Here is a 24656-nt window from a genome sequence, read left to right as displayed (position 1 = left end):
TTTATATGGAACATCAACATTTACTCATATTTATAAAAGAACAAATGTCTCATTTAACAAAACATGAAAAACGAATTGCTGAATATTTCATAAATCATCCTGAAAAGACGATTAATTTAAGTGCTAAAGAACTAGGGAAACTAACAAATACAAGTGCAGCTTCCGTTATTAGATGTACACATAAATTGGACTTTAAAGGTTTCACAGATTTGAAATTAGCAATTTCTAGATACTTGCCTCAACATGAACAAAGTATTTATCAAGAAATTAAACAAGATGAAACGGTCGATTCAATAAGTAAGAAGTTGATCACAAGAGCTTCACATACACTTGAAATGACAGAAAAAAATATTTCTAATGAAAGTATTAATCAAATTGTTGATCAATTATATAATACACATACAATTATAGTATTTGGTGTAGGTGCTTCTAGTTTAGTGGCACAAGATTTATACCAAAAATTCACAAGAATAGGTAAGCAAGTTATCCATTCACTAGATACACATTTTTTAGCCACAGCTATCGCTTCACATAGTAAAAGCTGTGTATTAATTGGAATTTCAAATTCAGGTGAGAACAAAGAGACCATTTCATTAGCTAAAGTTGCTAAAAAATATGGCGTACAAACTGTTGTGCTTACACAATCAGAAAAATCTACATTAGCTAAAACATCTGACTTTTATTTAATACACGATGCAAGCTCAGAAAAGAGTTTGAGGCTTGCAGCTACAAGTTCTCTTATTTCTCAGCTTATGACAATAGATATACTGTTTTATAGTTATCTATCTAGAAATTATGACGACCATGTAGTGACAATGAGTAAAACAAGAGATGCAGTTGAATTATATTTAGAATAAAAATTTCATCAAAAAAAGCGCCCATTCCGTTTGATATTATCTTGCGGAGTGGGCGCTTTTTAATTTCTAATTTATAAAAGTAATATATGGATTCTTTATCTATAAAATCTAAGACAGCAACTTCTTAAATACGCCAACGCCAACTGCTAAATCGAAATGGGCAGCACCGACTGATTTAAATATCGTAATTTCATGTTCATCAGTTCGGCCATCTATGTTGCCTAATGCTAGTTGTTGTAAATCACTGTATGCATGATCAAAACTAAAGAGACCATCTTTTTCAGCTTGAATAAATTCTCCTGCTTCTGTTTTTGCGCCATCTATATCATCAAAAACTATTTTAGATGACTGTTCTATCGCTTTAATATCAATTTCACGCATTGAAGGTTGATAAGAACCAACACCGTTAATATGTGCACCTTGTTTCAAATCTATAGCGTCAAATACCGATTCATTTGAACGTGTTGCACAGTTTATAATGTCGCTTTGCTTTACTAATTCTTGGACATCTTTAACGACATTGATTTCTGCATTAATTCCAAATTTGATTAGTTTTTCTTTAAAAATTTCTGCTTTTTCATTTGTTCTATTATATAGATATATGTGTTCAATATTTCTTACTTCAAGTATTCCTAAAACTTGTTCAAAAGCCATTCCACCAGTACCAATAACACCAAGTACTCGGCTATCTTTACGACTTAAGTAATGAGTTGCGATACCACTTAAAGCACCAGTTCTTAACCTTGTTAAGTAACTTGCATCAATTAATGCTTTATGTTGACCAGTTTCTAATTCAGTAATTAAAATTTTTCCTTGAGTTGTCGGTAAATTTAATTTTGGATTATCTGGAAAAATAGAAATGATTTTATTTGTTCCGAGCTTTTCTTTTAAATCTAAACATGGCATATAAAGCATTGCGTTATGTGTATCAGGAAGCTCCATAACTGTTCGATGTTCAACTAAAATTTGGCCTTGTTCTAATTTAGGGAATAAGTCCTGAGTATCTCGTATAGCATCTGCCATTAAGTATTGCTGTTCAATTTCAGAATCCGATAATATATGCATATGTAACCGCACCTTTCTTAATATTAGTGTAATTACAACATATCATGTTATAGATATCATTGCTTATTTTTTCTGTTTTGGGGTATATAAAATAGTAAAGAAGGAAGTGATATGATGGCTAAAATAGATAAAAAAAATTATGCTGAAAGAATACAAAATGTCTCAAATAAATATGAGATAGGTGATAAACAATTAAGGAAACTATTGAATCTACCAAAAGAAAAGTATGAATTATTGTTACAAGGCAATCAAGGTGTACTAACTGACAAACAAAGAAATGAGATTGATAAAAGACTAAATTACTTTGATTCAATTGGTGAGAATAAAGATGCATTAAAATATAGTAAGTACTATATTGAAAAAACGTTAAAAAAAGAGTATAATTTAACTAATAAATCTATTGCCAAATTATGTAATGTAAAAAAGAAAACAATAAATAGATTATTAAAAAATAAAAAAATTGATCGTAAGGAAGAAAGAAATCTCATATTAAATATTCTTCAACTCTATGAAACTTTAAAAACAGTCAACTAAGTGGTTATCATAATATTTCATATTTTTTAGAATTAAAGAAAGTTAGAGTGGAATTATGAAACAAGTTGAAATTATAAGAATCTTAGATGATACGACATTTGTTATTAATGCAGGAACCAATAAAGGTATTGAACCAGGTTATTTTATTGATGTTTTGAAGACGGATAAATCGTATAATTATATTGCCAAAGTAGAAGAAGTTTATCCAGATTTATCTCTATGTAAAAGATATGGAGAACAGCGATTATTTTATGGAGACATTGTTAGAATCAGATATCCTGACGATAATCAAATAACGACTAAAGTCATTAAATCTAAAACTAGTAAAAAAAGACGTAAAAAGAGAGGATGAGATCGCCGAATCTCATCCTCTTTCCCGTTTAATATGTCTAAAAAATTTAAAACAAGTAACGTTGTAGATTTACAAGAATACTTTATCATAGAATGTATAGATTTTCCAGAAATAAGTGGGTTGATTTAGTATAAATTTACAATCTTTTTGATTTTCATTTAAATTGTGCACATAATTAATTTGATATTGGCAAAGATTGAAAAATAAATGTATAATAAAGAAAAAAATAGAATGGACTGAGCACACGTGGCAAATCAATATGAGCGTTCGACGAAAAAACCAAAGTCTGCAGCGTTTAAAATAGTAACGACAATCGTCATTATTTTATTACTTCTGTTCTTAATTGCTTTGGCATTTTTTGTATATAAATTTTTTGCATTAGGTAATTCAATACATAATCCATTAGACAGAGATAAATCAGAGTTAAGAAAGAAAGCTGTGGATGTAAATGGAGATCCAATATCCATTGCTTTATTCGGAGTAGATTCAGATTCTACAAGAGCAGCTCAAGGTGGCGGGGAAAGATCAGATTCAATCGTTTTATTATCAATTAACCCTGATAAGAAAAAGACTGTTATGGTAAGTATTCCACGAGATACAAGAGCAGAAATAGTTGGTCAAGATTCTGTTGAAAAGATTAACCATGCGTATGCATATGGTGGTCCGAAAATGGCTATTAACTCATTAGAGAAACTTATGAATGTACCAGTTGACCATTATGCATCAATTAATATGGATGGTGTTGAAGAATTAGTCGATCAAGCTGGTGGCGTAACTGTTACAAGTAATGCGACATTTACAGTTAAAGGAAATTCATATGTTAAAGGTCAAAAATATAAACTAGATGGAAAAGAAGCATTAGCATTTATTAGAAGTAGAAAAGAAGATGGTGCTGGTGGTGACTTTGGAAGACAAGAACGTCAACAACTTGTTATTCAAGCTTTAGCAAATGAATTAGTTAGTGTTGGTTCATTACCAAAAATCAATCAGATCTTTGATACATTAGGTGATAATGTTCAAACAGATTTAAAGATTTCTCAAATCAACAGCTTAAGATCTAAATATAGTGATGCATTAGATAATGTAGATAGAAACCAATTAGAAGGCCAAGATACAATTTTAGATGACGGATTATATTACTTCGTACCTAGTGATTCTAGTAAAAAAGAAGTAGTAGATAATTACCGTTCTAACTTAGAATTAGATTAATAAAAAAGTAGAAATTCTTCCAAGAAGAATTTCTACTTTTTTTATATTGTTAATTATCCTTGATTTTGAACAATTAACAATTTGATACCATTTGTTTTTATATAATATGTTTCGTCTATATTATTACTATTGTAGTCTGCCATTTCTATGTCGGGTGAGCAATATCTATCTAACAAAACGGTGTTCAAATAATCTAAATTACCATGATTGTGGTCTAATTTCCTTATTGCTTTAAATATATTACCGTTATCTTGATCAAAAGTAATCTTAGTAACTCTAAATTTCTCGAAAGGGATATCTTTATAAGACAAAATAACACTTATATTATTTTGGTAATTTATATCATGAGGATGATAGAGCTCATAATTGTACAATAAGAAAAAGATTTTGTTATGTATTTCAAATTTAACGTAATTCGGTCCTTCATAAAAGTGTTGTTCGTTAAAATGGCTCAATATAGTTAATAAGTAATTTGTTGGACTTTTGCAATGATATTTTAAATATAAAGAAAGTGGTTGCTCTATTGATGCATATTTAGCTGATGATTCTTCCATTAACCAGAACCCTATACCGGAAATATAATTAGTAATATTTAATAAATGTTTCAACATTATTGAAACATTAAAATAAAAGTCACTACTTGTGTATGTATCACCATTTAAAATATTCCATTCTAAAGGTATAACTTCTTTATTAAATGATTTTAAATATGACATATTTTGAATGAGTTTTTCTGTATATTCGTTTGTGATTTTTATAATATCATAATGACTCATTTCATCTAGTTTATATAGACTATTAAAGTTGTAACTTAAAGCAAAACCATCTATTTCATTAAAATGACAGACTTTCATATTCATATCCTCATATGTATTCTCAAAAGGATTTGGTGCATTGATCATAATCTTAATGTCATTAAGTCTATCTTTTGTTTCTCTTATTTGTTGTCTGATTTGATAAACATCGGCATAGTTTATATCAAAGAATATTTCTCCATTTTTATTATAAAAATAATTATGTATCGTATCTATTAGTTCATGCCAGTTTGTTTTAAATTTAGTATCGTTTAAATCAATATCGTATAATTTTATAGATGGAATAATTCGAGTATCTGAAAACATACTTAAACAAAAACCTAAATTTTGTTTATAAATTTCTTTATGTTCATCATTGAAAAATTTCTTCACTGAACAGTGAATGATGATAATAGGTGTTTGAGTCATTTTTTCTACATTTTCTAAAATTTCACCTAGAAAAGGTGAGTAGAAATCATAAACATCGCCTATATGTAAATATGTCTTATGATTGGCTCTTAATGTTTTAAGTGGACCATCATTAAAAGACATTTTTTTATACTCATGTACGAACGATCTATTTTGCATCATTTTTTGCAATTTAGAAATGAGTAAATCTTTATAATCATTAGAAATATTTTCATTTTCTTTATTAATTTTGTGTTTTTTATATTGTAATCTATATTGGTTCGGTGTTACATGAAATTGTTCCTTAAACTGTCGATTAAAATTGTGATAACTGGAGAAACCGTGACTATTAGCAATTTGTTCAACCTTAAATTGACTGAACAATAAAGCATATGTTGCTTGGAATAATCTCGTTTCTTTTAAATACTGAATAAATGTCGTTCCCATTTGTTTCGAGAATTCTCGTGATAAATGTTCTGGAGAAATATAGAACTGGCTTGCTACACTATTGAGTGAAAGTCTTTCATGATAATGCTGGTCAATATATTGTTTAACTTTATATATAAGGCTACTTAACTTGATTTCGATTTGTCCATAGTTTTTAGTATCAACTTTAAATCGTTCATACAAAATTTTATAAATTTCTACCACATAATGACTACGTCTAATTTTTACGTTGTTTAAATCTGCTAATATAGCTCTAATAAACAAATCTTTAATTTGGTGTTTAAATCTATCTAATTCATTGGTTTTTGTAGTTCTAGGAATGTTAAAGACGAAAGCTTCCTCTCCACTTAAACTTTCCATCATTGAGTAACTAATATGAAGAATAGCAACTAAACCATTATTAATAATAGGTAAATAGTTATCATTATCCTGTAAATAGAATAATTCTCCGACATTAAAAGTATAGCTCGTATGATTTAAAGTTAAATCCGTTTTTCCTTCTAAAATAAAACATAGTGCACCAAATCCTGGTTTTTTAGGATTAATAATGCTTTCTTTATGTAAAGTAATCTCGTAATTATACAAATAACCACCTCATGGAAAGACAAAAATTGGAATATAACATCAAATATCGTCATATTTTAAATGTTTATACTATCATAATATCAAAAAAAGTAATTATATGTTACCTGATTCGTTGAAAAAGATAAGTTGTATTATAATAAATCAAATATTCTAATCGATTTAATCAAAATATGAATTTAAAACGGGTTACAATAATAATTAATGAAATTTATGTATTGCGAACTATTAAAAATCGGGAGAATTTAAAACAGGAGGGTTTGAAGTGGCAGAAATATTTAACAAAACAATTCAAGAAATGATAGATTATGAAAATAAAATAACAAATTTAAAAAATGATAAACGCTTATCGCTAGTTGAATTTATTATATTAGAAGAAATATTCAGAGCTAAAGAAATCACGATAAAAGAAATACTAAACGGTAAATTAACAGAACTCGAAACGAGACCTTCAAATATAGGTACAAACTTAGCAAAGTTGTATAGAAAAGGTTTAATAGATAAATATAGAAGTGATCTTGATGAAAGAAAAGTATATTACTTCATGGATGAAAAGCATAAAGAGAACTATAAAGCACTCGTTCAAGATATTTAACAAAAATAAGAATTCAGGACATAAAAGAGCAGAACTTCTTTGTAAAAATGAAGTTCTGCTCTTTTGTATAAAAATCTTTCACACATCTTACTATATGTGTGAATATAGCTACCCATGCTTACACATCTTCCGACTTGTGTGAATATGGCTACCCATGCTTACACTTCTCTCAACTAGTGTGAATATAGCTACCCATGCTTACACAACTTCCGACTTGTGTAAAAATAAATGACCAAATACTAAAAGGCTGAGACAATTAATTTGTCTCAGCCACTTTTTTTGTATATAGATTATTTAATTAAAGGGCGAGTATTACGCTCTATATATTGCGCTGAATGGATTGAAACTAATTCTCCTTTTGATAAATTAAATAAGTTTAGTTTCATGATTTTATTCATCGCTTGCTCTACAAATTCTTTTGTTAAATCTGCTTTTGGATTTTGAATTTGGAGTGTAAATGTTTTTTCAGTTGATGTCTTAAATGTTAATTCTAATACTCTTCTCATGTTTTCACCTCCTAACTTATTATCAGATAGTATTAATTTTCTATCTGAATTGTTTTGACGATATAAGCATCTTTGAACTTTTCGTCGCTTAATGTTTCGATGATAGCTTTAAAAGTTTTAACTTGTTCAGGAGTAACGTTTAAATTAATTGCATTAAATTTTCGTTGAACAGTTTTCACTTTAGAGGCTTCGTCTAAATATTGATGTAATAATATGATGTTAATGTCTTTAACTGTTTCCATAATTAATACCTCCTTTCAACTTATATATCGAAATATCTTTGTAAAAACGACAAAAAAAGGTAAAAATTTCTTTCATGTTACTCAAATATATATTATTATTAATATGTACCTTAATTAGGAAGGATGGACAAATTGCATGCAACAAGTATCTCCAATTAAGAATAAAGACGATATAAGAGCAATGTATGAAGTGCTTAAATCACATAGTGAAAGAGATTATTTATTGTTTAGCTTGGCTATTCATACTGGAATGAAAGTTAATCAATTATTGACTTTAACTGTTCAGGATTTATTAGATGAGGATAATGATATTAAATATAATTGGATTAATGATGAGAAGGATTTAATAAGAGTGGTCATTCCTCTTCATTTAAGATCGAGTTTGTCATCTTTTATAAGGGAAGAAGGGCTTAAGAGAGACGACTTTGTATTTATGTCCATCAAAACAAAAAAACAATTATCGAGACAACAAGCTTATAGAATTATTCATGTGGCTGCTGAAGAGGTAGGGCTCAAGAATATTGGGTTATACTCGTTAAGAAAAACTTTTGCATATCATGCTTTCAAATCCGGGATTTCTGTATCTATTATTCAAAAGTATCTTGGACATCAATCTTTACTAGAGACACTAAAATTTATTGACGTAACGACTATTAAAAAAGAAACGACAATAGAACTTAATATATAGAGAGAAAGGAGTTAGTGTATGGCTTTAGTATGGCTGTTTTTAATGATTATAGTTGTAATGTCAATTGTACTTATGACTATGAATACAAAGTTTAGTCGATTTGCAGGTTGGCTAAGTTTAATTGCTCCAGTACTTAGTTCCATATATTTTCTTAGCCAAATTAGGAATGTTTATACTGGAAATATAGTTACTTATTTTCAAGAATGGATACCTATCATTGATGTTAATTTAGATTTTCGACTTGATGGCTTATCTTTAATTTTTGCACTTCTTATTTCATTAATTGGTGCAGGTGTTTTCCTTTATGCTATTTATTATTTATCTCATGAAAAAGATAACCTTCCAAGATTTTATACGTATTTATTAATGTTTATGCTCGCAATGTTGGGCGTAGTACTTTCTAATAATACAATTTTGTTATATACATTTTGGGAATTGACGAGTATTTCTTCATTCTTACTTATTTCATATTGGTATCAACGTGGGAAAAGTCAAGAAGGTGCTTTGAAATCATTTTTAATCACTGTTTTTGGTGGAATGGCTATGTTAGTAGGTTTAATTCTGCTATATAGCATTACGGGTACGAATACAATTACTGAACAAGTGGGTATGGTTGATAAAATATTTGAATCACCATGGTTTGTACTTGCAGTCATTTTAATCTTACTCGGAGCATTTACGAAGTCAGCACAGTTTCCATTCCATATTTGGTTACCGGATGCTATGGAAGCACCAACGCCAGTAAGTGCTTATTTACATTCAGCAACAATGGTTAAAGCAGGACTTTATTTATTATTAAGATTCACACCAATTATTGGTCAAAGTGAATGGGTTGTTTATACAGTTGTTACAGTTGGGTTAGTTACTTTATTGGTAGGATCTTTCTTTGCAGTAAATAAGAAAGACTTAAAAGCAATGCTAGCTTATTCTACAATCAGTCAGCTCGGTATGATTATGACGATGATTGGTTTAGGATTACTTGCTTTAAACAGTAATTTTAAAGCGGATAATGAAATCTTTTTAGCAAGTTTGTTTGCAGCATTATTCCATTTAATTAATCATGCTATTTTCAAAAGTGTTCTATTTATGGGTGTTGGCATTATTGACCATGAAACAGGCACAAGAGATGTTAAAAAGCTAGGTGGATTACGAAAAATTATGCCAATAACAGCAGTTGTTATGACGATAAGTGCACTGTCTATGGCTGGTATTCCATTGTTTAATGGTTTTTTAAGTAAAGAAGCATTTTTTACTAGTTTAGTGGAAACAGGACATACTGAAATATTTAATCAAGTAATGTCCATTGTAATGATATCAGCTGGATTTATAGGCAGCATTTTTACATTTGTTTATTGTATTAAGTTAATTAAAGAACCATTCTTTGGACAAATTAAAAAAGAACAATTACCTAAAGTACCTCGTCATGATGGCGGTGGATTGTTAATTGCACCATTTATAATCGTGTTGTTTGTACCTACAATTTTCTTTGTTCCTAATATATTAGGAGAATATTTAATTGGACCAGCGTTAAGAGATATATTCCAAGATGGTCAAGTTATGAATCATTTACCTCATATTAGTGCATGGCATGGTTTCACAGTAGAATTATTCTTAACATTAGGTATTTATATCTGTGGTACATTACTTGTGCTATTTCCTAAATGGGATGTTATATATAGTAAGTTTTCTAAACAACTTGAAATTAATACGCTTTATACACAAGGTATGAGTTTATTAGATAGAGTTAGTACGTTCTCAATTCAAAGTATAATGAACAATAAATTGAATCAATACTTGCACATTATATATATTATATTCTTTGTCATAATGGGATACGGTATTTATCAAGTAGGTATTTACGATATAGCTTATTATCATATTACAGATGCTTCAACATTTGAAATTATTATTTTAATTAATATCGTGATAACTGCGACAGCATTAATGTTTATTCGTGAAAGAATGACGATGACCATCTTAAACGGTGTAATAGGATATTCAATAGCAGTGGTATTTATATTTATGAAAGCACCAGATTTAGCACTTACACAATTAGTAATTGAAACGATCACAACAGTGTTATTTTTATTAGTATTTTACCATTTGCCAAACGTACAAAAGGATAATCCTCATGTGTTAAGTGAAGTATTTAAATTAATGATTTCTTTATTAATGGCAGTCTTTGTCGTAATCTTCGTTATTATGATGCAACAAGATAGTTTATTCGACAAAATTTCATTTTATTATGAGCATGCCGACGAATTAGCAGGCGTTAAAAATATAGTGAACGGTATACTCGGAGACTTTAGAGCACTCGATACAATGTTAGAAGGTATTGTTATTTTGATTGCTGGTTTAGGTATATTCACTTTAGTTAAATTTAAGATAAGAAAGGGTGATCCTAATGAAAGAAAATGATGTGGTATTAGAAACGATATCCAAAATAGCCATTTTTATTATTTTGACGTTTGGATTTTATATTTTTCTTGCAGGTCATGATAACCCTGGTGGAGGATTTATAGGTGGACTTGTTTTTAGTTCAGCCTTTATCTTAATGTTTTTAGCTTTTGATGTTGAAACAGTTGTCCAATCAATGCCGCTGGATTTTAGAGCAGTGACGATTATCGGTTGTTTAATCTCTATCGGAACTGGTATTATACCAATATTTTTTGGTCATCCAATGTTAACTCACGAAGACGGTTATGTCACATTACCGCTATTAGGTGAAATTCATATATCAAGTGTTACACTATTTGAGCTAGGTATACTACTCACTGTAGTTGGAGCTGTTGTAACAATCATGCTTGCGATTAGTGGTGATAACAGTTGAATTTAATACTTGTAATTATAATAGGTGTACTGACCTTTGTAGGAACATATATGATTTTATCTAAGAACTTAATTCGAATTGTTATCGGGACAGCAATTTATACACACGTAGCAAACTTAATGATTTTATCAATGAGCGAATTTGGTGGGAAGAATGTCCCTCTTATAAATGGAGAAGGTAAAGATTATGTAGATCCTTTACCACAAGCGCTAATATTGACGGCAATCGTTATAGGTTTTGCTATTACAGCATTTTTACTTGTTTTAGTATATAGAACATTTAAGTTAACGAAAGTGAACAGAATAGAGGCGTTACGCGGTGAGGATGAAGATGTAGATGAATAATTTAATATTAATACCATTACTCGTTCCTTTAATTACTGGGTTAATACTGTTCTTCTTTAAAGAACGTTTAACGTTAACTAGACGTATCGCGATATCGAGTTTAACAATTACAACATTAATAACTGCTTGGATGTTAATAGAAGTTAGTTTAAATAAAGCGTTAGTAATTAATTTTGGGGACTGGCAACCACCATTTGGAATACAATTCGTAGGTGATGAACTCGGGCTATTGTTCACTACTGTTTCTTGTTTTGTTGTGACAGTTATTATTTATTTTGGTTTTGGTAAACGAGAAAGAATAGCAAATAAATATTTTTTACCATCTTTTATACTATTTTTACTAACTGGTGTTAATGGTAGTTTTCTTACAGCAGATATATTTAATTTGTATGTTATGTTTGAAATTATGCTCTTAGCCTCATTTGTATTACTAACACTGGGGCAATCTATTGAACAGTTGAGAGCTAGTATTATCTATGTTGTAATTAACGTCGTAAGCTCATGGTTCTTCTTGATGGGTGTTGCTTATTTATATGGTACGTTAGGTACTTTGAATTTTGGCCATATAGCTATGAGAGTGAGCGAAAGTAATCAACCAGCGACAGTTACTTTAGTGGCGATTATTATGATATTTGTATTTGGTGGTAAGGCTGCTCTTGTAATGTTTATGTGGTTGCCAAAAGCGTATGCTGCATTAAACACAGAACTAGCTGCATTATTTGCAAGTCTTATGACTAAAGTTGGTGTATATGCGTTACTTAGAATAATGGTACTTATGTTTGATGAGAAGCCAGACGTTACGCATTTTCTACTATATATAATGGCTATTATTACGATGATTATCGGTAGTATAGGTGTATTAGGATTTAAAGATATTAAAAAAATAGCTGCATACCAAGTAATTTTGTCTATTGGTTTTGCAGTACTTGGTTTAAGTGCAAATAATAGTGACGGTATAACTGGGGCTATCTTCTATGTCAGCCATGATATGATAATCAAAACTTTACTATTCTTAATCATAGGTACGTTTGTATTATTAGCTGGAACGAGATATTATGACCAATTTGGTGGTCTCATTAAATATTATCCAAGTCTAGGCGTTATATTCTTTATAACTATACTATCTATCGGTGGTGTACCTCCATTTAGTGGATTTCCTGGGAAATTATTAATTATAAAAGGTGCTTTAGAGAATGGTTATACAATCGGTGTCATTGTGATGATTCTTTCAAGTGTAATCGCTATGTACAGCTTACTGAGAGTATTCTTGGTGATGTATTTTGGAAGAGAAGGCATTCCACAAGCTGAGAGAGTTGTGCTATCTAAAAACAAACTTTATGCGATGGTTATATTGACTGTAGCAACAATTGTGTTGGGGATTGCTTCTCAATATGTTCTAGACATTTCAGAATTAGCTGCCCAATTTAATATAAATGAACAATCATATATTAAAGAAATTATTCCAAATGTAGAAGTGGAGGCGAAGTAATAATGGCACAACTATTATTAAATATTTTAATCGCCTTCTTATGGACTTTATTTCAAGATGAAGATACATTTCACTTATCAACTTTCATAGGTGGATATTTTATAGGGATATTTATTGTCTACTTGATGCATAGGTTTTTCGGTCATGTTTTCTATTTAAAAAAAGTATGGGTAATATTCAAATTTATTTGTGTTTACAACTATCAACTTGTAACTTCAAGTATGACAACTATAAACTATATTCTTTTCAAAACGAATAAAGTAAATCCAGGACTTGTAACTTACGAGACAACGTTGAAACATGATTGGGCTATTACATTGTTAACACTACTCATTATGTTAACGCCAGGATCAGTCGTGTTAAGACTCTCGCCTGATGGTAGGAGATTCTTTATTCATGCAATTGATGTTTCAGAAAAAGAAAAACAAATTCTAACTAAGCAAATTAAGAAATATGAGAAACTAATCTGGGAGGTGCTTAAATAATGTCATTTATCATTTTAACAATTATAAATACAGCACTTGTTATTTATGGTATTTCCATTGTTATAGTACTTTTTAGAACGATAATTGGACCAACTACAGCAGATAGAGTTATTGCTTTTGATGCAATTGGTGCGATATTAGTTTCAGTTGTGGGTGTATTGAGTATTGTTTTTGATACATTTAGCTACTTAGAAGCAAGTCTTATTATTGCGATACTTTCCTTCTTGAGTACAGTAGGTATTTCACGTTTCATAGAAGGGGGTCGTGTCTTTGAATCTAAGCGAGATCGTTAGTCTAATTGCAGCTTTATCTATATTGCTTGGTTCAATTGCAGCTTTAATAAGTGCAATTGGTATTGTTAGGTTTAGAGATACATTTCTTAGAAGTCATGCTGCAACTAAAAGCTCAACTTTATCAGTATTGCTTACATTAACAGGTGTATTTATCTATTTCTTAGTAACACAAGACTATTTCAGTGTTCGTACATTATTGACAATATTATTCTTATATTTAACATCACCAGTAGCAGGTCATATGATTATTAGATCAGCATACAATTCTGGTTCATATATGTATATGAAAGAGTTTACGAAAAAAGGAACATCATTAAACTTTAGATATGATCGAAAAGAAACTAAAAAAGATCGTAGAAAAAGAGCTGAAAAAAGACAGTTAATGAATGAAGCATTTTCTAAAAATGATAAAGAAACATTTAGCAAATATAAACAAGTTATGAAAAAAGATGACAAAACTTTAAAATAGCAAAAAGGTTGAGACAATTAATTTATTTTATAGTGTCGACAAAGTCGTGGACTTTGCCGACATTTTTTTTATGAAACGTGCCCATAAGAAAAAAGAGCTTGAGATTTTCAATGAGAAAAGTGTGGAAAAAAGACTGAATTTATCAAGTTTGGCTCGTCTAGATAAATAGAGGCGTTGAATTTATCAAGTTTGGCTCGTCTAGATAAATAGAAGCGTTGAATTTATCAAGTTTGGCTCGTCTAGATAAATAGAGGCGTTGAATTTATCAAGTTTAGTTCGTCTAGATAAATAGAAGCGTTGAATTTATCAAGTTTGGCTCGTCTAGATAAATAGAGGCATTCAATTTATCAAGTTTGGTTCGTCTAGATAAATAGAAGCGTTCAATTTATCAAGTTTGGTTCGTCTAGATAAATTCAAGTAACTTTATTTACTTTCCAACGAAAAACTGTCGACACAGTTTTAAACTTTGCCGGCAGTTTTTTTATGCGCATGCTTTCCACGGGCATGTTCTCAGCCTGTAGTCTTCGAATCATGCTTTTCCCACAGGAGTCAGCGCAAAAAACTGTCGACAATAAGGTTGTTATTCTCTTTCTCATGAAAGGTGTCCATAAAAAAGTCTGAGACAATTAATTTGTCTCAGACTTTTTTATAAATTCAATAACTATTTCATACTATTGTGTATTGCTTTGGCGTTGTGTTCCATCATATTGTAGTATGAATTTCCTTTAGAGTCTTTTTTACCTATAGAATCTGTAAAGACTTCTTCTTTAATCTCAAGGTTCGTTTCTTCAGCTAATGTTTGCATACTTTTCTTATCTACACTTGTTTCTACGATTAATGATGATAGATGATTGTTTTTAACAAAATTAATGGCTTGTTTCATTTGATCTGGAGTACCCTGTTTTTCTGTATTAATTTCCCATATGTAACCTGGTTTTATATGATACGTTTTTGCAAAATATTTAAATGCACCTTCACTTGTAATGAATGCTCGTTTGTTCTCATCTATATCATTAAATTCATTTTTCATTTTGCTATGTAATTTATTAAGTTTATTTGTATAATTATCTGCATTCGATTTATAATCTTTACTATATTTTCCATCTATTTTACTCAGATGTTTTTCGATAGTATTTACATATTTAATACCATTTTCAATACTTAACCAAGCGTGAGGATCGACTTTGTTTTTATCTCCTTCTCCACCTTTTAAGTAAATAGGTTTTACATCTTCTGTAGCTTGTATAACATTTTTGTCAGATATTTTTTTGCCAGCTTGTTCTAAAGCTTTTTCAAACCAACCATTTCCACTTTCAAGATTAAAGCCATTATATATGATAACATCGGCATCTGTAAGTTCTTTAACGTCTTGTGGTTTGATTTCATATTCATGTGGATCTTGACCAATGGGAACGATACTTGTGACTTTTGCGTTTGATTTAGTTACTTCTTTAGTCATATCAGCAAGTATAGAATTTGTAGTGACGACTTTTAAATGTTTATCATTTTTAGACGAAGATTGACTACATGCACTCAATAATAAGATGACAGCTATGAGTGAAAACAATAATTTTTTCATAATGTACTCCTTATATAAATTTTAATTTAAGTTTATGTATGGCGAACGTAATAATATAAACTAAACAACATACTAATACGATACAAGCGCCACTAGGTAAGTTGTATAGGTAACTAATATACATGCCACAGGCTGCACATATTGCACTAATTGTACTTGCAACAATCATCATTGCTTTTAATGATTTAGTAATTAAAAATGCAGTAGAGCTAGGTGTGATTAGCAATGCAACAACTAAAATAATTCCTACCGTTTGTAAGCTCGCTACAGTAACAAGTGCTAACAACATCATGACAAAGTAATGAATTAATTTAATATTCAATCCACTCATTTTCGCCGCTATTGGATCAAAAGTTGATAAGTGGAGTGGTTTATAAAATATAATGACACAAGCAATCACGATAATACTTACAATGCTCGTTGTATAAAAAGCATTTGAAGTTACTGCTAAAATGTTTCCGAATAGTATATGGTACAAATCTGTAGAGGAATTGATTTGGCTAATGATTATAATACCTAGGGAAAAGAAAGCAGTGAAAATAATACCTATTGCAGCATCATTTTTTGTCTTCGAATGTTGTGAAATATATCCTATTAGTAAACTCGTTAACATACCTGATACTAAGGCACCTATAAACATTGGAATATTAAATACATAGCTGAGTGCGACACCAGGTAGAACAGCATGGCTCATGGCATCACCCATTAGAGATAAACCTCTTAATATAATAAGGCTTCCTACAACCCCGCAAACAATCCCAACTATGATGGCAGTGATTAGAGCTCTACTTAAAAAGTTATATTGAAAGAGTGATGAGATAAATTCGTTAATCATAATGTTACGCCTTCCTTTAAAAATACTTCTTTAATGTTTTCATCAGATAAAGCTTCTGTAGCAGAACCAAAGAATTTTACCGATCGATTGAGGAGGAGGATTCTATCGAAATACGCTTTGGCTTTATGGATATCATGATGAACAATTAAAATCAGTTTACCTTCTGATCTTAGTCTTCGTAATATTTGAATCATGATTTCTTCACTTTTAAAGTCGATTCCAACGAAAGGCTCATCTAGACACAATAAATCACTATCTTTCATTAAAGCTTTTGCTAAGAGAACACGTTGTAATTGTCCACCACTTAATTGATTTAATGTTTTATCTTTTAAATCAGTTAGCTGCAAGTCAGATAATAATTGGTCTCTTTTTATATAAGCTTCATTTGCCATCGGTCTAAACCATCCAGAAGTTTGGTAATAGCCAGTTATTAAGCTGTCTTTAACTGTAATAGGAAAATCTAAATCTAGTTGATTTCTTTGGGGAATGTAAGTTAATTGAGTGAGTTGTTGCTTAATAGGTTTATCATTCCAAAAAGCAAAGCCAGTTGCTTTGAATTCGCCTAAAATTGATTTGATAAACGATGATTTCCCAGCACCATTTGGCCCCATAATGCCTATTAGCTCTCCTGATGATTGAATTGTTAAGTTAATATCATGCAATATGTGCTGTTGACCTATAAATAAATTCATATTCTTAACCTGTAACATGTTATCACCTTTTTCTAAAAATAAGTTTAGGCTAACCTAAACTATAGTTAGATTATATTATAAAATTAGGTGAAGTCAAGAGATAGCTTGTAAAAATAAATCATGGTACAATAAAAATATGATAATAAAAGCGAGGTCAGAGCAGATGTTGACTGAAGAACAAGAAGATTATTTAAAAGCAATTTTTGGATTAAATGGAACGACAGATTATGTATCAAATAAAAACTTAGCTCAAGATTTAGGTATTAAACCGTCATCAGTAAGTGAAATGATGCTGCGCTTAAAAAAAGACGATTATGTAGATATCCGTCCATATAAAGGTGTGAAATTAACACAAAAAGGATTAGACCATACTGCGAATATCATTAAAAGGCATAGACTAATTGAAAGATTTTTAATAGAAGAGTTAGAGTATTCGTGGGATGAAGTACATGAAGAGGCTGAAATTTTAGAGCATCGAGTATCTGATCGTTTCATAGAAAAGATAGATAAGTTGATGGGGTATCCTAAGACGTGTCCACATGGTGGAATAATTCCAAGAGAGAATCAAATTGAAGAATTATATAATACTTCATTGAATGAATTTGAAGTAGGTGACGATGTTATCATTAAACGTGTAATGGACTATGTGAATTTATTAGATTATTTAAGTAATCAAGACTTGAATATAGGTAATGTCGTTACAATAAGTAATAAAGATAGCTTAAATCAAATTATAGAACTAAAGTTAAATAATAAAACGATTATGATTAGCGAAACAAATGCATCATATTTGTTTGGAATAAAAAAATAACCAATAAAAAATCGAAAAACTCGATTCTTTATTGGCTTTTTTTATGACCATAAAATATTAAAAGTATACATAACTGCATATACGTTTATTGCAATCCAAATAACACTAAAGACAATAGTAGGGATTTTAGTTAGTTGCTTTAATTGGCTGCCATCCCATTCTTGGTTTGATCGTGTGAAAGTTAATAAGAATATCGTGATGCTTGATTGAGCAACTTCGCCTAGCAATGTACCTAAGCCCAAGTGATATATATAAGTGGTGATTTGGCCAAAGTCATGTATATTTGGTGCTGATATGACTTCGTATAATGCAGCAGCTATGACAACTAGTATGATAGTTGGTATAAACTTTTTAGATGTAAGCATAACATAGTATAAAAACATTAAAAGAAGGATAATTAAGAATATTGGTCCAAACGTATGATGTTTAAGCCAAACACCTAAAATAAGCATAATAGATGGCATAATATAACCGAACAATGTTGTTATAACTTGATTTAATCGCGATTTAGAACCTGTGATAGCATAACCTTGTCTACCTGTTTCAGTTCGTTCTTTTCTACGCCATACAACAACTAAATCTTTCGGTTTACCACCGGAAAGTTTATTTGCAATCACATGGCCCATTTCATGAATTAAAATAGGGAAATATCCTAAAATAATATCAATCAAACTTAAAATAGGTTGCTGTCTTCTATGATGAACAAATACATATATTAGCGCGATGATCGTAATCGTAACTAATGATATATTGATTGGTTCTGATAAAAAATTCGGTAAAAATTGAATCAAAAATACGTCACCTCGAATAAAATAGTTTAATACTATTCTACACTAAAGTGACGTATTTGTTGTCGGGCTTAAGACTTAATGTTATTTATTATTTTTCTTACGTTTTAATAACCAAGTTAATAATAACAATATTCCTAAAATAAGTAATATTGAAGCGGTCATGATGATAGGTCTATTATCTTCGCTTGTAACTTTTTCTTTTGTTTGATTAAATTTATGTTTGCTAGGTGACTCCACATTGACTGTTGGAGGGCCATAGCTATCATTTAAGAAAGTACGTTTATAATCGATATGGGCTTTACCATCCTCAAGAACAACTTTATAATCTACACCTTTTTGCACAACGTCATAAAGATCTTCTGAAACATAATAAGTTTTACCGTTTATTTTTTGTTTGCCTTTAGATAATACTTTTTTCCATTCATATTCATTGAATGATTTTTCCATTAAGCTGTTACCCATCATATTACGTTCTTTTTCACCACCAACGCTATTATAGTCACCAGCACCAAGAATGATTTGATTGATTCTTAAACCATCTCTTTTAGTTGAAAGACTATGGTTATAGTCGGCTGTATCACTTGAGCCTGTTTTTAGACCGTCCGTGCCTTTTAATGACATATCCGCACCTTCAAGTGAGTGGTTATAAGTATAATAAGTAACGTTTTGAACAGTGGGTGCTACTAATTTTGTATATTCTAATATATCAGGATACTGCTTTACAAGATGTTGTGCTAGAATTGCGAAATCTCTAGATGTAGAATAATTATCTTCATCTGATTGGTAACGCTTAGCTTTATATTCTAATAATAAATTATTTGATGCGCCATTAGAATTGTAGAACTTTGTATGTTTCATGCCTATTTTTTTAGCAGTTTCATTCATGTAATCAACAAAGTCAGAGTCTAAATCTTTCTTTTGTTGTTTAGAAGCTGTATTTTTATTTGAGTCTTTATCTTTTTTATCTATCTTTTTTGCAGAAGCTAAATTTTCAGCTTTCATAGTCTCTCTACCTAATATCATCGCGCCGGCATTTGAAGAGTTAGAAACTGTAATTTGCATTAACTCTGAAATAGTATATACATCACCTGGATATAATTTTGTATTACTTAGTTCAGGTAACGTTGATAAACGGTATTCTTCGTTTGTCATTTTAACTTTTGCATTTTTGTCTAATTTACCGCTGTTGATTGCTTTTTCAGTTAAGTATAATGTCATCAACTTAGACATACTAGCAGGATACCATTTAGCATCTATCTTATATTCATACATAATTTGACCAGTTTCAGAACTGTAATTAATTGCGCCTTCTGGTTCATATATTTCTCCAAGTGAATATCCATTTTCGTTGGCAACAGTTGTTGGAGACTTTGCGTTATCAGCAGCAGATGCATTTTGAGTTACTGGAATGCTCAATATTAGTAGTGCAAAAAATATTAATAGACTTTTTTTCATTAATAAGACCTCTTTATTTATTTTTAAAATTAACTATATCATTCTAACATAAATTAAATAACTTCCGTATAACAAGATAACAAATGAATATTAATTTTTTGTAAAATTAGTTTTCTATAATTAGTATGTATATACCATTTTGCTGTAAAATACAAATATAATCATTATATTTATTGAAGAGGTAGTTAAAATGAAAAATGAAAATCCGTTGATATATTTACTAAAAAAAGTAGATTGGCCTAAACAAATGGTATTTTGGGCAATGTTTCTATCTATACTAGGCAGTCTAAGTGGTTTACTTGTACCATTATTTACCGGGAAATTAGTGGATACATTTAATGCAGAAAATTTAGATTTACGCATGGTATGGCTATTTATAGGGATATTCTTAGCTAATGCTGTTTTGAGCGGTATAGGTACGTATTTATTAAGTAAAATTGGTGAGAAAACTATTTACTCTATTAGAGCAAAGCTTTGGCAACATCTCATCAACTTAAAAATGAGTTTTTTTGATAAGAATGAAAGTGGCCAATTAATGAGTCGTATTACTGATGATACGAATGTAATTAATTTATTTATTTCTGAAAAGGCGCCAAGCGTATTACCTTCTTTATTAACGCTGATTGGTTCTATTGTTATGTTGTTCATTCTCGATTGGCAAATGACACTCATTACTTTTATTATTTTACCGATTTTTATAGGCATTATGATTCCACTAGGAAAGAAAATGGGCAAAATTTCTAAAGAAACACAAACTGAAATTGCTAAATTTAGTGGATTGCTGGGTAGAGTATTAACTGAAATGAAGTTAGTGAAAGTAACAACTTCAGAAACAAACGAATTAGAAAAGACGAAAGTAACTTTATTAAGTATATATAATTTAGGTTTGAAAGAAGCTAAAATAAGAGCGATTATATCACCATTATCAGGAATTATAATGACGGTTACCGTCGCTATAATATTAGGATTTGGTGGAATAAGAGTATCAAGTGGCGCAATTACAGCAGGAACTTTAGTTGCGATGATTTTCTATGTTATACAATTATCAGCACCCATTTTAAGTTTCTCAATGTTCATTACGGACTATAAAAAAGCAGTTGGGGCAAGTGAAAGAATATATGAAATATATCAAGAAAAAGTCGAAAAAATTGGGATAGATTCAAATCGTCCAGTAGCCGACCATCAAGATATAACATTTAAAAATGTTTCATTTGGATATGAAGATAATCTCGTTATTAAAGATTTATCATTATCTATCCATTCTGGAGAAGTTACAGCATTTGTAGGACCATCAGGATCAGGGAAAAGTACATTGTTCAGTTTAATTGAAAGATTGTATCCACTAGAGCACGGGGAAATATTATATGGTAACGAGTCTATACAAGATATATCTTTGAAATATTGGAGACAGAAAATTGGATATGTCATGCAATCTAATGCAATGATGTCAGGTACGATAAGAGATAATCTTACATATGGAATTAATGAAGCGGTAAGTGATGAAACACTGATACATTATACAAAAATGGCACGTTGTTATGACTTTATAATGGAATTCCCACAAGGATTTGAAACAGAAATAGGAGAAAGAGGTACTAAATTATCAGGAGGACAGAGACAGCGAATAGATATAGCAAGAAGTTTCATTAAGAACCCTGATATTTTACTATTAGACGAAGCAACAGCTAATCTAGATAGTGAAAGTGAATATTATATTCAACAAGCATTGAATGAACTTATGAAAGATAGAACTACGATAGTAATAGCACATAGACTAGCAACAATAAAGAAAGCAAATCAAATAATTTTCTTAGATAAAGGAGAAATTACCGGTGCAGGTACACATAGTGAGTTGATAACAACACACGATAAGTATAGACATTTCGTAAATACGCAAAGCCTAACGGAATAAAAATATAAAATTAAGAATGTAATAGAACTTGGTAGATGAGAACAACTAAAAATCACAAAATAGAGCCTAGACAATAAATTGTCTAGGCTCTATTTTGCGAGTGGGAAAGAACTTGGTTGTGGAGTTTAGATTGGGCTAACTAGCAGAATTCCGAATAATGCTCCTTAGGTTGGGCTAACTGGCAAAATTCCGAATAGTGCATCTTAGAAAACTCTAACTGGCAGAATTCCGAATAATGCTTCTTAGAAAGTTCTAACTAGCAAAATTCTGAATAATGCTCCTTAGACACTAGTTTCTTGCGGACATTTCTCAGAATTATGTCCCTAACAGCACCTCTTACGCACATTACTCAGAATTATGTCCCTAACAGCACTTCTTACGGACATTACTCAGAATTATGTCCCTAACAGTACCTCTTGCGGACATTACTCGTAATTATGTCCCCAACAGCACTTCTTACGGACATTACTCAGAATTATGTCTCTAACAGTACTTCTTACGGACATTACTCAGAATTATGTCCCTAGCACAATATAAAGTAGATAATTAATTTTCAACTCAGTGACAAAAATGTAAACGCAACCATTCAAGTAGATAAAGAGTTTGTAAAAAATCGTAAAAATCTATATAAAATTTATCGTGAATATTTTCACATAATATGCGCTAAAGCTATTGACCCAGGGTTTTGGAGGTGTTATATTTACGTTGTGAAAAACATCACAAATATAAAAGATGCGCATCTTAAAAAATAAAAAAGAAAGAAGTTGTTCGTTGTGTTATTAAATAATATTAATCCATTAGATAATGTAACTTTATCAGCACTTGTCGCTAGTATACCGATTATATTATTTTTATTATGTTTAACAGTTTTTAAAATGAAAGGTATATATGCATCAATTACAACACTTGTCGTAACTTTATTAATTGCATTTTTTATATTTGATTTACCAAAAACTGTAGCTGTTGGTGCTGTAACTGAAGGGTTTTTCCAAGGTGTTCTTCCTATTGGTTATATTGTTGTAATGGCGGTATGGCTATATAAAGTTTCTATTGGTACAGGTCAATTCAGCATTATTCAAGATAGTATTTCTGGGATATCTCAAGATCAGCGTATACAATTACTATTAATTGGATTTAGTTTTAATGCATTTTTAGAAGGTGCTGCTGGTTTTGGTGTTCCGATTGCAATTTGTAGTGTGCTATTAATTCAAATTGGATTTAGACCGTTACAAGCTGCAATGTTATGTTTAATTGCAAATGGTGCTGCTGGTGCTTTTGGTGCAATTGGTATACCAGTTGGAATAGTGGATAGTTTAGGTTTACATGGTAATATTACGGCATTAGAAGTTTCTCAAATATCAACACTTACATTGCCTATTATGAATTTCTTTATTCCTTTCTTATTAATTATGATTTTAGATGGATTAAAAGGTGTTAAAGAAATTTTACCGATGATATTAGTTGTAAGTTCAACTTATACAGTTTTACAAGTACTCATTACTTATTTCCAAGGTCCAGAACTTGCTGATATTATTCCACCATTATTATCAATGGTTGCATTAGCAATATTCTCAAAATTTTATCAACCTAAAAATATTTATAGAGTTACTGATCAAAAAGTTATGCAACCGAAAAAGCATTCTGTTAAAACGATCTTATATGCATGGAGCCCATTCTATATATTAACTATTTTTGTCATGATATGGAGTGCGCCATTCTTCAAAGGATTGTTTGCAGAAGATGGTTTATTATCATCATTAGTATGGAACATTAGTATTCCTGGAACATTAAATGAAATTACAAATAAATTAATTACATTAAAAATAGACATATTTAGTGCAACAGGTACTGCGATTTTAATATCTATTATCATTACAATTCTAATATCTAAACATTTTAAATTTAGTGAAGCGTTTAAATTATTAGGCTTAACAATTAAAGAATTATGGCTACCAATTTTGACGATATGTTTCATTTTAGCGATTGCTAAAATTACGACTTACGGTGGTTTAACAGGTGCTATGGGACAAGGTATTGCGAAAGCTGGTAGTGTATTCCCATTACTTTCTCCTGTATTAGGTTGGATTGGCGTATTTATGACAGGATCTGTTGTTAATAACAATACGTTGTTTGCGCCAATTCAAGCAACTGTAGCAAGTCAAATTGGCACAAGTGGCCCATTACTAGTTGCAGCAAATACTGCTGGTGGTGTAGCAGCTAAACTTATTTCACCACAGTCAATAGCAATTGCAACAGCAGCAGTAGGTGAAGTTGGTAAAGAGTCAGAATTACTCAAAATGACTTTGAAATATAGTATAGGATTTTTAATATTCATATGTGTGTGGACATTCATATTAGCGATGATTTTATAATAATAAACAGGGAGCGGTTA

At 30.4% G+C, this 24656-nt stretch carries 25 protein-coding genes; 16 read left to right on the top strand and 9 right to left on the bottom strand.

What is annotated here, in order from left to right; all coding sequences use genetic code 11:
* Positions 1–5 precede the first annotated feature (5 nt).
* Positions 6–857, top strand: coding sequence for a MurR/RpiR family transcriptional regulator (locus LQ609_RS09955; RefSeq protein WP_115337123.1), 852 nt, complete (start codon positions 6–8; stop codon positions 855–857).
* A 108-nt stretch (positions 858–965) separates the two neighbouring features.
* On the opposite strand, the gene LQ609_RS09950 is transcribed toward LQ609_RS09955, so the two are convergent.
* Positions 966–1922: an ornithine cyclodeaminase family protein gene (locus LQ609_RS09950; protein WP_078358072.1), complete on the bottom strand. Its 957-nt coding sequence runs from the start codon at positions 1920–1922 to the stop codon at positions 966–968.
* 114 nt (positions 1923–2036) lie between these two features.
* On the opposite strand from LQ609_RS09950, the gene LQ609_RS09945 reads away from it, so the two are divergent.
* The 3 genes from LQ609_RS09945 (at position 2037) to LQ609_RS09935 (ending at position 4017) form a co-directional block, all read left to right on the top strand.
* The gene (locus LQ609_RS09945; protein WP_078358073.1) at positions 2037–2456 is read left to right on the top strand and encodes an HTH domain-containing protein; all 420 of its coding nucleotides are present in this window, start codon (positions 2037–2039) and stop codon (positions 2454–2456) included.
* A gap of 55 nt (positions 2457–2511) precedes the next feature.
* On the top strand, positions 2512–2808 hold the full coding sequence (locus LQ609_RS09940) for a hypothetical protein (RefSeq protein ID WP_078358074.1): 297 nt from the start codon (positions 2512–2514) through the stop codon (positions 2806–2808).
* 246 nt (positions 2809–3054) lie between these two features.
* Entirely contained in the window at positions 3055–4017 is a 963-nt protein-coding gene (locus LQ609_RS09935) for an LCP family protein (protein WP_078358075.1), read from the top strand.
* A 53-nt stretch (positions 4018–4070) separates the two neighbouring features.
* Here LQ609_RS09935 and LQ609_RS09930 read toward each other — a convergent pair whose 3' ends face one another.
* Positions 4071–6251, bottom strand: a complete 2181-nt coding sequence (locus LQ609_RS09930; RefSeq protein ID WP_239734686.1) for an AraC family transcriptional regulator — start codon at positions 6249–6251, stop codon at positions 4071–4073.
* Positions 6252–6513: 262 nt separating this feature from the next.
* Here LQ609_RS09930 and LQ609_RS09925 point away from each other — a divergent pair, with 262 nt between their 5' ends.
* Positions 6514–6843 (top strand): MarR family transcriptional regulator, encoded by a 330-nt coding sequence (locus LQ609_RS09925; RefSeq protein ID WP_078358077.1) that lies wholly within the window; start codon positions 6514–6516, stop codon positions 6841–6843.
* A gap of 290 nt (positions 6844–7133) precedes the next feature.
* On the opposite strand, the gene LQ609_RS09920 is transcribed toward LQ609_RS09925, so the two are convergent.
* Both LQ609_RS09920 and LQ609_RS09915 read right to left on the bottom strand, forming a co-directional pair.
* A complete protein-coding gene (locus LQ609_RS09920) occupies positions 7134–7349 on the bottom strand; it encodes a DUF2922 domain-containing protein (RefSeq protein ID WP_078358078.1) in 216 nt (71 codons plus the stop codon).
* A 32-nt stretch (positions 7350–7381) separates the two neighbouring features.
* Entirely contained in the window at positions 7382–7591 is a 210-nt protein-coding gene (locus LQ609_RS09915) for a DUF1659 domain-containing protein (RefSeq protein WP_078358079.1), read from the bottom strand.
* Between the two features lie 136 nt (positions 7592–7727).
* Here LQ609_RS09915 and LQ609_RS09910 point away from each other — a divergent pair, with 136 nt between their 5' ends.
* From LQ609_RS09910 to LQ609_RS09875, 8 genes are read left to right on the top strand one after another with little or no spacing between them, the layout of a single operon-like run.
* Positions 7728–8279: a tyrosine-type recombinase/integrase gene (locus tag LQ609_RS09910; protein ID WP_107509449.1), complete on the top strand. Its 552-nt coding sequence runs from the start codon at positions 7728–7730 to the stop codon at positions 8277–8279.
* Positions 8280–8297: 18 nt separating this feature from the next.
* Positions 8298–10697: a DUF4040 family protein gene (locus LQ609_RS09905; RefSeq protein ID WP_239734685.1), complete on the top strand. Its 2400-nt coding sequence runs from the start codon at positions 8298–8300 to the stop codon at positions 10695–10697.
* On the top strand, positions 10684–11109 hold the full coding sequence (locus tag LQ609_RS09900) for a monovalent cation/H+ antiporter subunit B (protein ID WP_078358082.1): 426 nt from the start codon (positions 10684–10686) through the stop codon (positions 11107–11109). Before LQ609_RS09905 ends, LQ609_RS09900 begins: the two co-directional genes overlap by 14 nt.
* On the top strand, positions 11106–11453 hold the full coding sequence (locus LQ609_RS09895) for a Na(+)/H(+) antiporter subunit C (RefSeq protein ID WP_078358083.1): 348 nt from the start codon (positions 11106–11108) through the stop codon (positions 11451–11453). Before LQ609_RS09900 ends, LQ609_RS09895 begins: the two co-directional genes overlap by 4 nt.
* Positions 11446–12942, top strand: coding sequence for a Na+/H+ antiporter subunit D (locus tag LQ609_RS09890; protein WP_078358084.1), 1497 nt, complete (start codon positions 11446–11448; stop codon positions 12940–12942). Before LQ609_RS09895 ends, LQ609_RS09890 begins: the two co-directional genes overlap by 8 nt.
* A gap of 2 nt (positions 12943–12944) precedes the next feature.
* A complete protein-coding gene (locus LQ609_RS09885; RefSeq protein ID WP_078358085.1) occupies positions 12945–13427 on the top strand; it encodes a Na+/H+ antiporter subunit E in 483 nt (160 codons plus the stop codon).
* The gene (locus LQ609_RS09880; protein WP_078358086.1) at positions 13427–13720 is read left to right on the top strand and encodes a monovalent cation/H+ antiporter complex subunit F; all 294 of its coding nucleotides are present in this window, start codon (positions 13427–13429) and stop codon (positions 13718–13720) included. Before LQ609_RS09885 ends, LQ609_RS09880 begins: the two co-directional genes overlap by 1 nt.
* Entirely contained in the window at positions 13698–14189 is a 492-nt protein-coding gene (locus tag LQ609_RS09875) for a Na+/H+ antiporter subunit G (protein WP_078358087.1), read from the top strand. Before LQ609_RS09880 ends, LQ609_RS09875 begins: the two co-directional genes overlap by 23 nt.
* A gap of 661 nt (positions 14190–14850) precedes the next feature.
* Here the strand turns inward: LQ609_RS09875 and mntC are convergent.
* Genes mntC through LQ609_RS09860 form a run of 3 tightly spaced genes read right to left on the bottom strand, consistent with a single transcriptional unit; the run spans position 14851 to position 17313 of the window.
* Complete coding sequence (mntC, locus tag LQ609_RS09870) at positions 14851–15768, bottom strand: manganese ABC transporter substrate-binding lipoprotein MntC (RefSeq protein WP_107509447.1); 918 nt, start codon at positions 15766–15768, stop codon at positions 14851–14853.
* 10 nt (positions 15769–15778) lie between these two features.
* On the bottom strand, positions 15779–16603 hold the full coding sequence (locus tag LQ609_RS09865; RefSeq protein WP_088369007.1) for a metal ABC transporter permease: 825 nt from the start codon (positions 16601–16603) through the stop codon (positions 15779–15781).
* On the bottom strand, positions 16600–17313 hold the full coding sequence (locus LQ609_RS09860) for a metal ABC transporter ATP-binding protein (protein WP_078358089.1): 714 nt from the start codon (positions 17311–17313) through the stop codon (positions 16600–16602). The genes LQ609_RS09865 and LQ609_RS09860 overlap by 4 nt, the downstream gene beginning before the upstream one ends.
* 145 nt (positions 17314–17458) lie before the next feature.
* Between LQ609_RS09860 and LQ609_RS09855 the strand changes: the two genes are divergently transcribed.
* On the top strand, positions 17459–18106 hold the full coding sequence (locus LQ609_RS09855; protein WP_078358090.1) for a metal-dependent transcriptional regulator: 648 nt from the start codon (positions 17459–17461) through the stop codon (positions 18104–18106).
* A gap of 41 nt (positions 18107–18147) precedes the next feature.
* On the opposite strand, the gene LQ609_RS09850 is transcribed toward LQ609_RS09855, so the two are convergent.
* Together LQ609_RS09850 and pbp4 are read right to left on the bottom strand one after the other, a co-directional pair.
* Positions 18148–18897, bottom strand: coding sequence for a M50 family metallopeptidase (locus tag LQ609_RS09850; RefSeq protein ID WP_239734684.1), 750 nt, complete (start codon positions 18895–18897; stop codon positions 18148–18150).
* Positions 18898–18978: 81 nt separating this feature from the next.
* Positions 18979–20352, bottom strand: a complete 1374-nt coding sequence (pbp4, locus tag LQ609_RS09845) for a penicillin-binding protein PBP4 (RefSeq protein ID WP_078358092.1) — start codon at positions 20350–20352, stop codon at positions 18979–18981.
* A gap of 190 nt (positions 20353–20542) precedes the next feature.
* Between pbp4 and LQ609_RS09840 the strand changes: the two genes are divergently transcribed.
* Positions 20543–22264 carry an ABC transporter ATP-binding protein gene (locus tag LQ609_RS09840; RefSeq protein ID WP_078358093.1) on the top strand — a complete coding sequence of 574 codons (1722 nt, stop codon included), beginning with the start codon at positions 20543–20545 and terminating at the stop codon, positions 22262–22264.
* A gap of 773 nt (positions 22265–23037) precedes the next feature.
* Positions 23038–24636 carry an L-lactate permease gene (locus LQ609_RS09835; protein WP_239734683.1) on the top strand — a complete coding sequence of 533 codons (1599 nt, stop codon included), beginning with the start codon at positions 23038–23040 and terminating at the stop codon, positions 24634–24636.
* Positions 24637–24656 lie beyond the last annotated feature (20 nt).

The organism is Mammaliicoccus sp. G-M28 (genome assembly GCF_022386595.1).
GTDB lineage: Bacteria > Bacillota > Bacilli > Staphylococcales > Staphylococcaceae > Mammaliicoccus > Mammaliicoccus fleurettii.
The sequence above is the reverse complement of the archived record's forward strand: the minus strand, read 5'-3'. Positions and strand labels throughout refer to the sequence as shown.

Excerpts from the sequence above, each read along its gene's own strand:
- LQ609_RS09955 (WP_115337123.1), top strand. The coding sequence starts at position 6 with ATGGAACATCAACATTTACTCATATTTATAAAAGAACAAATGTCTCAT.
- LQ609_RS09950 (WP_078358072.1), bottom strand. The coding sequence starts at position 1,922 with ATGCATATATTATCGGATTCTGAAATTGAACAGCAATACTTAATGGCA.
- LQ609_RS09945 (WP_078358073.1), top strand. The coding sequence starts at position 2,037 with ATGGCTAAAATAGATAAAAAAAATTATGCTGAAAGAATACAAAATGTC.
- LQ609_RS09940 (WP_078358074.1), top strand. The coding sequence starts at position 2,512 with ATGAAACAAGTTGAAATTATAAGAATCTTAGATGATACGACATTTGTT.
- LQ609_RS09920 (WP_078358078.1), bottom strand. The coding sequence starts at position 7,349 with ATGAGAAGAGTATTAGAATTAACATTTAAGACATCAACTGAAAAAACA.
- LQ609_RS09915 (WP_078358079.1), bottom strand. The coding sequence starts at position 7,591 with ATGGAAACAGTTAAAGACATTAACATCATATTATTACATCAATATTTA.
- LQ609_RS09910 (WP_107509449.1), top strand. The coding sequence starts at position 7,728 with ATGCAACAAGTATCTCCAATTAAGAATAAAGACGATATAAGAGCAATG.
- LQ609_RS09905 (WP_239734685.1), top strand. The coding sequence starts at position 8,298 with ATGGCTTTAGTATGGCTGTTTTTAATGATTATAGTTGTAATGTCAATT.
- LQ609_RS09900 (WP_078358082.1), top strand. The coding sequence starts at position 10,684 with ATGAAAGAAAATGATGTGGTATTAGAAACGATATCCAAAATAGCCATT.
- LQ609_RS09890 (WP_078358084.1), top strand. The coding sequence starts at position 11,446 with ATGAATAATTTAATATTAATACCATTACTCGTTCCTTTAATTACTGGG.
- LQ609_RS09885 (WP_078358085.1), top strand. The coding sequence starts at position 12,945 with ATGGCACAACTATTATTAAATATTTTAATCGCCTTCTTATGGACTTTA.
- LQ609_RS09880 (WP_078358086.1), top strand. The coding sequence starts at position 13,427 with ATGTCATTTATCATTTTAACAATTATAAATACAGCACTTGTTATTTAT.
- mntC (WP_107509447.1), bottom strand. The coding sequence starts at position 15,768 with ATGAAAAAATTATTGTTTTCACTCATAGCTGTCATCTTATTATTGAGT.
- LQ609_RS09865 (WP_088369007.1), bottom strand. The coding sequence starts at position 16,603 with ATGATTAACGAATTTATCTCATCACTCTTTCAATATAACTTTTTAAGT.
- LQ609_RS09860 (WP_078358089.1), bottom strand. The coding sequence starts at position 17,313 with ATGTTACAGGTTAAGAATATGAATTTATTTATAGGTCAACAGCACATA.
- LQ609_RS09855 (WP_078358090.1), top strand. The coding sequence starts at position 17,459 with ATGTTGACTGAAGAACAAGAAGATTATTTAAAAGCAATTTTTGGATTA.
- pbp4 (WP_078358092.1), bottom strand. The coding sequence starts at position 20,352 with ATGAAAAAAAGTCTATTAATATTTTTTGCACTACTAATATTGAGCATT.
- LQ609_RS09840 (WP_078358093.1), top strand. The coding sequence starts at position 20,543 with ATGAAAAATGAAAATCCGTTGATATATTTACTAAAAAAAGTAGATTGG.